This is a genomic window from Roseovarius ramblicola (assembly GCF_042430665.1).
GTDB classification, from domain to species: Bacteria; Pseudomonadota; Alphaproteobacteria; order Rhodobacterales; family Rhodobacteraceae; genus Roseovarius; species Roseovarius ramblicola.
Genome location: NZ_JBHMEC010000025.1, coordinates 1 through 9,657, shown reverse-complemented (window position 1 = coordinate 9,657; position 9,657 = coordinate 1). Strand labels below are relative to the sequence as shown.

Genomic DNA, 9,657 nt, shown 5'->3' with positions numbered 1-9,657 from the left:
GCGCGCCTGCCATTCGCCATCGCCGAGGAACTTGATCCCAGTGCTGTCGACCAACAAGTTCAACGGCTGTAACCGCCGGACGTAATCTCCCCAAAACCGCCGTTTGAAAATTCCCCACTTGCACGGGCCCGGTGATCAGCCGGTTTAGTGATCTGCAGCTCCGTTTTTGGTTTTCGGCGGTCGGCCGCGCCGCTTCGGCGGCGGTGGCGGGGTGATGGGTGCGTTGGCGCGAGGCCGCAGACAGCCTACGCGAGCGGTTCCGTGACGTGGCCGAGCTCATGGACGAGGCAGAGCACGACGTGCTGGCCTACATGGCCTTCGACGAGAGCCTGCGCTCGAAGCTGCACAGCACCAACCCGCTGGAGCGCGTCAACAAGGAGATCAAGCGACGGACCAACGTCGTCGGGATCTTTCCGAACCGCGAGGCCGTGATCCGGCTCGTCGGCGCGCTCATGCTCGAGCAGAATGACGAGTGGGCCGTCTCCCGCCGCTACATGCCGGTGGAAAAGCTGACCGCCATGTGCAACGATACCGAAGCGGCGGCGATGATCGCCGCTCAGTGAACGAGCAACACCAGCTATGAAGAAGCAGGTGGAAGCCAGTTCCTACACCACGTCCAGGGGCACTATCCATGGGGGTTTGGGTGAGCACGTCCTGAGCCTCCATATTTTTAGAATTTTGTCAGAGTCATAGTTCCTATCGGCCAACAGGACGCTCGGCTGGGGCAGGTTTGGACCTCAAACGCTGATCACCATCCCGGCCCGCGGCTTTCGGAAATGCTGCCTCGTGAAGGCCTGACAAAAGTTCGCACGCGATCACATGCAAACAGCGTCAAAAACTTCTTGCATCACGGGCGGCAACCACAAAAGTTGCTAGGATGGAAAAGAGATAGTCAGCCCTTCGCGGCCAGCTTGGATGCCAGCACCTCTCTCAAGTCTTTGGCACGTACAGGCTTTGGGAGCAGAAGATAGTCTCGCCTTGGACCACTTCCTTCCGCATCCTCCAGCTCTGCGTAACCGGACATGAGAATGACAGGAAGATCGGGAAATCTTTCCCGCACGCGGTCCGCGAGACTGGGCCCCTGCAAAGGGCCTGGCATCACAACATCCGTCAAAAGCAGATCGAAATCCAAGCCGGAAGTCAGCCGCTCCAGAGCTGCCTGACCGTTTTCGACCGCAGTCACGTGGTAACCCATGTTCTCCAGCTGCATTAAGAGAGTGTTACGGACGTACTCGTCGTCCTCAACCATCAGGATCCGACCGGATGGGGTGGTTTGCGGTGCCGTTTCCTGTGCGCCGGGGGCCGACGATTGGATGTCAGTTTGCTTGAAGTACAGTTCGACAGTGGTTCCTGCGCCCGGCTCGCTCAAGATACGCAAGCCTCCATTCGACTGCTTCATGAAGCCGTGAACCATGGCCAGTCCCATGCCAGAGCCCGCGCCTACCTCTTTCGTCGTAAAGAATGGCTCGACAGCCTTATCACGGACCTCAGGGGGCATCCCGTGGCCGGTATCAGAGACGCTCACGACGACATATCTGCCTGGTACAAGATCGGCCTCAAGGACATCGACGCTGTCACTATCCAGTCTTCTCGCAGTGGTTTCGATGGTCAAACGACCGCCCTTCGGCATCGCATCGCGCGCGTTGAGCGCGAGGTTCAGGAGCGCAGATTCGAACTGGGCCGGATCGACGCAGGTGTTCAATGCTCCTTCGGCTTGATCATGCTCGACCTGGATACTCTCGGGCAGGACACGACTGATCATCCGGTGCACGTCCGGCATCGTGGCGCTGATATCGAGGACTTCAGGCTTGAGCGAGGCGCGGCGCCCGAAAGAGAGAAGCTGCTTCGTCAGGCTCGCTCCGCGTTCCGACGCCCTGATCGCATCTTCGAGCAGGCGGAAAGCCCGCGCGTTCCGGATCTCGTCGCGCAGCATGTCGAGATTGCCCATTATGACAGCCAACATGTTGTTGAAATCATGAGCGACTCCGCCGACGAGTCGTCCGAGTGCCTCAATTCTCTGAGCTTCCAGAACCTTCGCCTCGGCATTCTTTCGATGGGCGATTTCGGCCTTCAGGGAGGTGACCGAGTCCTCCAGGCGCGCCGTGCGGATTTTGACCGCACGACGCAAGGCGACGATCATTCCAAAGGATAGCAACAGAACCGCTATGACAGCCGCAGCCGCTGTATGGAACCACTCTGGAAGCGCCGGGGCCTGCTGAGTGATCCAGCGCCTTTCGGCTTTCCTGAAAGCCGAGCCGGGGGTTGTTTGCTGCTCGTAAATCGCCAGATTCAGCGCTTCCAAGAGAAGGTCGGCACTTTGGGGCGACAATGCGAAGTGCAACGTTGAGACGTCAAACGGGATCGGAGCGACACGAATATCCTCCCTCCTCCGAGGCTGTCTGGCGAAGAAGCTGTTGACTATCGCTGCATCGGCTTCGTCGGACGACAGCCGTCGCACCGTTTCGTCCATGGAGCCGACTTCGATCACACGCGCCTGGTCAAAATCGGTACGAAGCCGATCCAGAAGGACTTCCCCCTGAATGCTGTCCTCGACAACCGCGATCCGCAGACCATTCAGATCTTCGATCGTATTCACGGACACCGAGTCGCCAACCAGGATTGACGACCACGCGTAAAGGGCTGGATGATCGACAAGTTTGAATCGGGCTTCCCTCTCCGCTGAGTGAGCCATATCGGGCATTATGTCGATCTCATCGAGCTCAAGCAGTTCAAGGCATTCAGCCCATTGGCAATCCACCCAAACGACCTGGTGACCAAGGTCCTGAAGGATGGCGAGGGTGAGCTCAGGCCAGAAGCCTGCAGGCTCACCTTGAGCATCGCGGAATATCTTCGGCGCGTTTTCGTAAATGCCCACCCGCAAGGTCTCCGCATGACCGGGGACCGCCATGCCGAATACTAGCGTTAATGTCACAATGCTAATTCGTCTGGAACAGGCTGTCAGCAATCTCGAAGGAAAGGCAAAACTTCGCTTCACGCGTTCCCCTTTACTCCGGTCAGACTTATCCCACGGCCTTTGTGACGAGTATGATGAGCGCGGTGGATCGAACATCTGGCATCAACGATCACCGGCAGCGCTGCCGGACGAAACGGAAAATGCGTATCCGATACCGTGAACCGTTCGGATGTAGTGGGGTCGGCCTTCAGGAGCCGGCACCTTGCGTCTCAATCGGCTCACAAGGCTATCGACGGAGCGATCATAGACCTCCCAGTCACGCCCCTTAACGGCATTCATCAACTGGTCGCGGTCAAGAACCTGCCCGCGGCGGTTCAGTAACGCAGCGAGCAAATTAAACTCTGCAGTGGTCAGGTCGATCTCATTGCCATCCGGCGCGAACAGAAGCCGGGCCCCCAGGTCAAGTCTGTACCCATCGAACTCAATGGCGCTTTCTGTGTTAGCCGCGTTACTGGAGGCATTGGCGTTGTGGTCCTGAGCTTTCTTGTTTTGTTGCGTTCGGCGCAAGACCGCGCGCACGCGCGCCGCCAGTTCGCGCATCCCAAACGGTTTCTGTATGTAATCGTCAGCGCCGATCTCAAGGCCAACGATACGATCGGTATCCGCGGCGCGCCCACTCAGTATAATGACACCACAAGCCGGGTTTCGCGATAGTCCTTGAATCAAGGACATACCGTTGCCGTCGGGTAGCCCAAGGTCGATGATATAGATATCGAACGCCTCACCAGCTTGCTTGTCCCGAAACTCGGAGATCGTTCTGACGGTGCTTACGTCATACCCGTCTCGGGACAATGCATGATCCAGCATTGACGCGATTTCATCCTCATCATCCAGCACCAGGACTTTTGGTTGTAGCACCAGCAACTCCTGCTCAGTAGCGCAGCGACACTAGTCAGAAATATATTCAAGATTCCCGAAATTGATACAAGCTTATGACCCTGCAACTACAATTCGCCCGAGCGCGGCGCATTTAAGCGGTCGCGCGGGTCGGGCCCCGGGCTTCTCTCTCGCGTCCGCAGCGCCTTTGCCACCTAAGCATCCAGCTGCTCTCGAAGGCGCCGCGCCAGATCTTCGCGGCGATAGGGTTTTGGCAGGAGCTCGACATTCTCGTCCAGTCGGCCTTTGTGCAGGGTCACATTCTTCGTATAGCCAGACGTAAAGAGAACCTTTAGGTCCGGGTAAGCGGCCCTCGCCGTACGGGCCAGCTCTGCGCCATGCATACTGCCCGGCATGATCACGTCGGTGAACAGCAAATCGACACTCGGGTCCTGTTCCAGCAAAGCCAGAGCCTCATCGGCATTCTCGGCTACCGAAACGCGATACCCAAGAGCCCGAATCTGGGCCTCGGCGTGTTGACGCAGGTAGGGATCATCCTCCACGACCAGAATGTGCTCTCCGCGCCCCGGGGGAACATCTTTCTGGGAGGGCGGAGCGACGGCATCCGTCTCTTCCTTCGCCAGCGGCAAGTAGATGTTTACGGTCGTTCCTTCACCGATCTCCGAGTAAATCCTCGCCTCGCCCCCGGACTGCTTCACGAACCCGTAGGTCGAGCTGAGACCCAGGCCAGTGCCCTTCCCTGCAGGCTTTGTCGTGAAGAACGGGTCGAACGCCCGCTGTTGTACATCCCTGGTCATGCCGATCCCATCATCTGTAACAGAAATGGCGAGATAGCGCCCGGCTGCAAAGTCTGCGGCCTCGAGCTCCGACGTGTCATCAAAGATGCGGGTCGAGGTTTCCACGGTGATCGTGCCGCGCTCCCCGATGGCATGGCGACTGTTGATCACGAGGTTCAGGATTGCGCTCTGTAACCGTGCCGGATCAATGAGCACGACTGCGTCCTCGGCCTCCAGGGCAAAACGTAACGTGATCCCCTCTTCGACCCCCTGTCTCAACAGGGATTCCGACCGCAGGATGAGTTCGTTGACGTCGACCGGCACCGGCTCCAGCGGTTGGCGCCGTGAGAAGGCCAGCAGGCCATCCGTCAGGTAGGCTCCTCTCTCGGCGGCATTGAGGATCGCATTGGCCATTCTTTCCTGGCCCGGATCGGTCACGCTATCAATCAGCAATTCGGAATTGCCAAGGATGATGGTCAACAGGTTATTGAAATCGTGCGCGACGCCCCCCGTCAGGTGACCGAGGGCTTCAAGCTTTTGCGAGGCGCGGAGTTTCTCATCCAATTCGCGCAACTCTGTCACATCTGTCATGCCGGCCACCATCCGCAGGGCCTTCCCTTCGGCATTGCGGATGATGAATGCGCGATCCTCAACGATCGAGTAGCCGCCTTGCGCGTTTCTCACCCTGTATTCAGCACTCCAGGTGGACAGTTCGCTCTGAATGGCGTCCAGAAGACTGTTACGTATCCTATCCTGATCTTCCGGGTGAATGCGGGCAACCGAGGCATCGAATGTCTGCGGTTCATTACTGATATCGAAGCCGAAAACCTCCTCGTAGTTGTCGCTGAGCCAAAAAAATCCGTTCGCAATATCCCAATCCCAGATCACATCGCTACTGGCGCGGCTAATGAGGCGGAAGCGCTCTTCGCTCTCGAGAATACGTTCTTCATAACGCTTGCGGTCAGTGACATCGCGAAGAACTGCAACCCGATGCGTGATCTGACCCTTTCGATCGTGAATTGGGCTGGTATGGGCTTCGAACCACCTTCCCCCACCCGACTTGGCGTTCACGAACACCTCAGCAGTGGCTGACTTGCCGGCGCTGATGGCACGCTGCAGTTCTGACACGGCCCGCCCGGAACGTACTGTATCAACGAAGAACCAAGGTGACTTGCCGATGAATTCTTCGGGACTGTAGCCGAGCTGCTTCTCCGTGGTGTTATTCGCGTAGATGACTTCTTGCTCGTCCCATTCACCCGTTCCGACCTTTACCACGGTCAGGATGTCGTCCAGGCTTTGCACTGCAGATTCCAGCAACTTGAGCCATTGACGTGCATGCTGTTTTTCACTGTCGTCGCGGAAATAGATCGCCAATCCACCTGGTGTCGGATGGACATTCACATCCAACCACCGCGATATAGCCGACACATACTCAACGGATGAGCGGCTTTCTCCTGTCTCGATTGCTTCCCGGCACTTGTGTTCGAAACGCGAGCCGCGGGCCGCAGGGAAAATATCCCAAAAGTTCCTGCCTTGCACCTTGCCCGGGTTCAAGCCAAACAGCTCGCTGCCACGACGGTTGATGAAGGTTACGGTTCCGGCTGTATCCAGTGTAACGAACCCGTCCCCGATCGAGGCGAGCACACTCTGCAACTGAGCGTTTCGGCGATCAGCCTCCTCTCGCGCGGACACGAGTTCTGTTACATCCTGGATCGCGCCCTGCACGGCGACGATCTTGCCTGTTTCGTCGAATTGGGGCTCCCCAAGCGTTCGGACGGTTATCTGGCGACCATCGGCGGTGTTCATCTTGAAGATGTCATCGAAGGCTTCGCCGTTCTTGATGCAGGCGTCGAAGAGACGTCGCATGCGGTCACTATCTCCAGCGGCGTAGTACTCCACAGCCTCTGCCGGCGAAATTTTGATATCGGGCGGAAGGCCGCGGATATGCGCCGTTCCATCGGACCATATCTCGTGCTCATCACCAAGTTCATAGCGCCAGCCTCCGAAACTAGCCTTTTCCGCAGCCATGCGCACCAGCGCCTCGCGACGCTCGGCCCGCGCCTCGGCCGCGTCTCTTGCAGACTTGGCCGCCTTCAGCTTCGAAATGTCGCGGATCGTGCCGACGGCGTAGCGGATTTTTCCATCTTCACCTTCTACAAACTCGGCACGCTCCTCAATCCACTTGGTCAGCCCTTGAGGGTCTGCAAGACGGTATTCCAGTTCCAGAGTCCCGCCGTCGCGCCACCAGTCACCGCGCAACTGCGCAACACGGTCCCCGTCATCGGGATGGATGTGAGCACGCAACACGTCCTCAAAGCTTTCTGTGGCAGCGATGGACGTGCCGAACAGCACGTCGCAGTTCTCGCTGCAGAACGTGCGTCCATCACGCAGGTCCTTTTCCCAGCTGGCAATCTCGCCGACGTATTCTGCGCGAACGAGGTGTTCCCGAAGACGCCTTTCCCGACGGTAATATCCGAGGAGCTGGGCATGGAAGCGATCGCCGAAATATTTGGCCAGGGCCGCGCAGATGAAGACGAACAGCAGACCCTTGAGGGTTTGCACCAGCTCGAGATCGGCCACATCGCCAATACTCGCCACAAGCAGGTCACCAATAATGATCCAAGGGACTGAAAATAGTAGAAATATTCCAGCGAGCCATGAGCCGATCCGAGGCTCGGTTTCGTCGCTACGTCGCATCTGCTCCGCCATCGTCTCTCCAAATTTTCTTGTTGGCGGCAGACGAAGCCGACCAACCGCAGTGTGCCCCATCCACGAGCCACCCCAAACTGCGCCCTAATTATTCTTTATTCCAGGGAGACGAAGGGATACGAAACCGACCTGACAATACCAGAGAACATTCCTGACGACAAACTACGTCGGCGGGTCTCCAGCCAAACGGTATCGATCGACGAAAACCCACTATATCAAAGCCTTGCGCAGAGGCTTGGCAATATTGTGTAGAGATTCATGCGATTGGGGAACGCTTCCACTTGCGTCCAAGGATGCAGACGGAGCCGTTGCTCCACTGCTCTGGCACATGGCATTCCGCTGGCTCGAGGAGGTCTTGGTCCAGTATTTCACTTACGGCATCTTCAGCGCGGCGTCGCGGCCAAGCGCTGCGATGCGGACGTTGCTGGCAGCGGCCAAAGGGCATGCATCGGACATGCGCGACTACGTTCCTGTGACACTACTGCCGAATGCGGAAATCTCGCTCAGATTGATCGATTGCTGGTTCGAAGATTAGAACGCGAACCATCCACACTCAGGGCTGAAACGGCGCTCGCCCCTCGAGTTCATCAGGGCTAAGACTGAAACCGCTTAGGTGTCCGGTGAAACGGGGGCTGGATCACAGCATGGAATTCATGCCCGCCCTCCCCACGGCACAATCCGTGACCGCAAACCTGAACCATGAAATGACCGGCACAGTCATCGATGATGCCACTCAACGTATGGCGGAGACGCTGGCAGAAACTTCCGACGGTGCCATCGACATCACCGTGCACTCTCGCGGCGAGATGGGCCGAGAGCGCGACATGTTCGACCTGATGCAGGCCGACGCAATCGAAATGGGTGTCACTGGCTCGGTGATCGTTTCTGCAATGGCGCCAGAATACGGCGTACTCGATTCCCCCCTAACCGCCCACGTCCTCGTCAAGACTCAAAGAGCGATTTCAGGTTGTGGGGCTGGCTGCGCCAGTATTGCGCCGGAGCCGTGACGCCAGCGCCAAGTTCGGCAGCGGCATGCCAGGGCCAGCGTGGATTATACAGAATGCCCCTCGCCAGAGCGACCATGTCTGCGTCGCCCGTGCCAATGATCGCCTCGGCCTGCTGCGGTTCGGTGATAAGACCCACGGCGATCACCGGCATATCCACCTCGGTGCGCACTGCGCGGGCCAGTGGCACCTGATAGTTCGGGCCAATCGGGATCGATTGGTGCGGGTCCAGCCCGCCGCTCGATACATGAATGGCTGCGCAACCGAGCCGCTCTAGCTCCCGCGCGAAGACAATCGTCTGCTCGATGTCCCAGCCACCTTCAACCCAGTCGGTGCCCGATACCCGCACTGTCACGGGGCGATCAGCCGGAAACGCGGCGCGCACGGCTTCGAACACCTCGAGCGGCAGTCGCATGCGATTTTCCAGGCTGCCACCGTAATGATCGGTGCGCGCGTTCGACAGAGGCGATAGAAACTGGTGCATCAAATAGCCGTGCGCGGCGTGCAGCTCGATCGCATCGAACCCCAGGCGCACGGCGCGGCGAGCAGTCGAGGCGAAATCCTCGACGAGACGTTTCAGTGCCTCGGCATCCAGCGCCAGCGGAGGTCTGTCGTCTGACGCAAAAGGCAGAGCCGACGGTGCGACGGTTTGCCAGCTGCGCGGATCATCTGCTGGCAGTTGCTTGCCACCTTTCCAGGGCTGCGAGCAGCTGGCCTTGCGACCGGCATGGGTCAGTTGCAGTGCCAACGGCATGGGTGGTGCCCACTGGCGCACGGCCTGCACGACGCGGTCTATTGCGGCCTCTGTCGCGTCATCGTAAAGCCCGGCATCAGCCCATGAAATCCGCCCCTCGGGCGCTACGGCAGTCGCCTCGAAAATCAGCAGTCCCGCACCCGACATGGCCAATTGCCCGTAATGCATCACGTGCCAGTCAGTCAGGCAGCCATCCTGTGCCGAATATTGGCACATCGGCGCAATGACGATACGGTTTTCCAACTCGAGCGAGCCGAGGCGGGCAGGGGAGAAAAGCGCAGGTGTGCTCATACGGATATTCCGTTTTCTTGTGTTCTTGTGCGAGGCAGGGACGTGTCTGCCGCCGATACACTGTCACCACTTCGGATGAACTCCAAGGTGCCATTACCTGCCCCATATAGAGTCCGAGCTTATGGGTTTGCCTTGTTCAGCCTAACCACTGTTCGGCACAAGCCAAATCGCCCTCCCGCAACCAAAAATAATAAACAATATCAACGCTCTAGCGCCCCTCGGGGCGATCTTTGCGTTTGAGGCGGGAGCTACTCCCCGTCTCTTGGACAGGATCTGGCGTAAATCAAGCTACTCTTTGCACCTGCTGATCGG

6 protein-coding genes and 1 pseudogene are annotated in these 9,657 nt (G+C 58.3%); 3 read left to right on the top strand and 4 right to left on the bottom strand.

Annotated features, from left to right (window positions below):
* Window positions 1–221: 221 nt before the first annotated feature.
* Window positions 222–563, top strand: a pseudogene (locus ACFFU4_RS14825) (transposase); the annotation flags it as partial.
* Window positions 564–892: 329 nt separating this feature from the next.
* Here the strand turns inward: ACFFU4_RS14825 and ACFFU4_RS14820 are convergent.
* The 3 genes from ACFFU4_RS14820 to ACFFU4_RS14810 all read right to left on the bottom strand — a co-directional run bounded on the left by ACFFU4_RS14820 (window position 893) and on the right by ACFFU4_RS14810 (window position 7,296).
* A complete protein-coding gene (locus ACFFU4_RS14820) occupies window positions 893–2,875 on the bottom strand; it encodes an ATP-binding protein (RefSeq protein WP_377070591.1) in 1,983 nt (660 codons plus the stop codon).
* 201 nt (window positions 2,876–3,076) lie between these two features.
* The gene (locus tag ACFFU4_RS14815; protein WP_377070590.1) at window positions 3,077–3,832 is read right to left on the bottom strand and encodes a winged helix-turn-helix domain-containing protein; all 756 of its coding nucleotides are present in this window, start codon (window positions 3,830–3,832) and stop codon (window positions 3,077–3,079) included.
* Between the two features lie 173 nt (window positions 3,833–4,005).
* The gene (locus ACFFU4_RS14810) at window positions 4,006–7,296 is read right to left on the bottom strand and encodes a PAS domain-containing protein (protein ID WP_377070589.1); all 3,291 of its coding nucleotides are present in this window, start codon (window positions 7,294–7,296) and stop codon (window positions 4,006–4,008) included.
* Window positions 7,297–7,624: 328 nt separating this feature from the next.
* Between ACFFU4_RS14810 and ACFFU4_RS14805 the strand changes: the two genes are divergently transcribed.
* Together ACFFU4_RS14805 and ACFFU4_RS14800 are read left to right on the top strand one after the other, a co-directional pair.
* The gene (locus ACFFU4_RS14805; RefSeq protein WP_377070588.1) at window positions 7,625–7,831 is read left to right on the top strand and encodes a hypothetical protein; all 207 of its coding nucleotides are present in this window, start codon (window positions 7,625–7,627) and stop codon (window positions 7,829–7,831) included.
* A gap of 109 nt (window positions 7,832–7,940) precedes the next feature.
* Window positions 7,941–8,303: a hypothetical protein gene (locus tag ACFFU4_RS14800; RefSeq protein WP_377070587.1), complete on the top strand. Its 363-nt coding sequence runs from the start codon at window positions 7,941–7,943 to the stop codon at window positions 8,301–8,303.
* Here the strand turns inward: ACFFU4_RS14800 and ACFFU4_RS14795 are convergent.
* A complete protein-coding gene (locus tag ACFFU4_RS14795; protein WP_377070586.1) occupies window positions 8,239–9,345 on the bottom strand; it encodes an NADH:flavin oxidoreductase/NADH oxidase in 1,107 nt (368 codons plus the stop codon). The two genes, ACFFU4_RS14800 and ACFFU4_RS14795, sit on opposite strands and share 65 nt — an antisense overlap.
* Window positions 9,346–9,657 lie beyond the last annotated feature (312 nt).

Coding starts and splice junctions, on each gene's coding strand:
- ACFFU4_RS14805 (WP_377070588.1), top strand. CDS start 7,625: ATGGCATTCCGCTGGCTCGAGGAGGTCTTGGTCCAGTATTTCACTTAC.
- ACFFU4_RS14810 (WP_377070589.1), bottom strand. CDS start 7,296: ATGGCGGAGCAGATGCGACGTAGCGACGAAACCGAGCCTCGGATCGGC.
- ACFFU4_RS14795 (WP_377070586.1), bottom strand. CDS start 9,345: ATGAGCACACCTGCGCTTTTCTCCCCTGCCCGCCTCGGCTCGCTCGAG.
- ACFFU4_RS14800 (WP_377070587.1), top strand. CDS start 7,941: ATGGAATTCATGCCCGCCCTCCCCACGGCACAATCCGTGACCGCAAAC.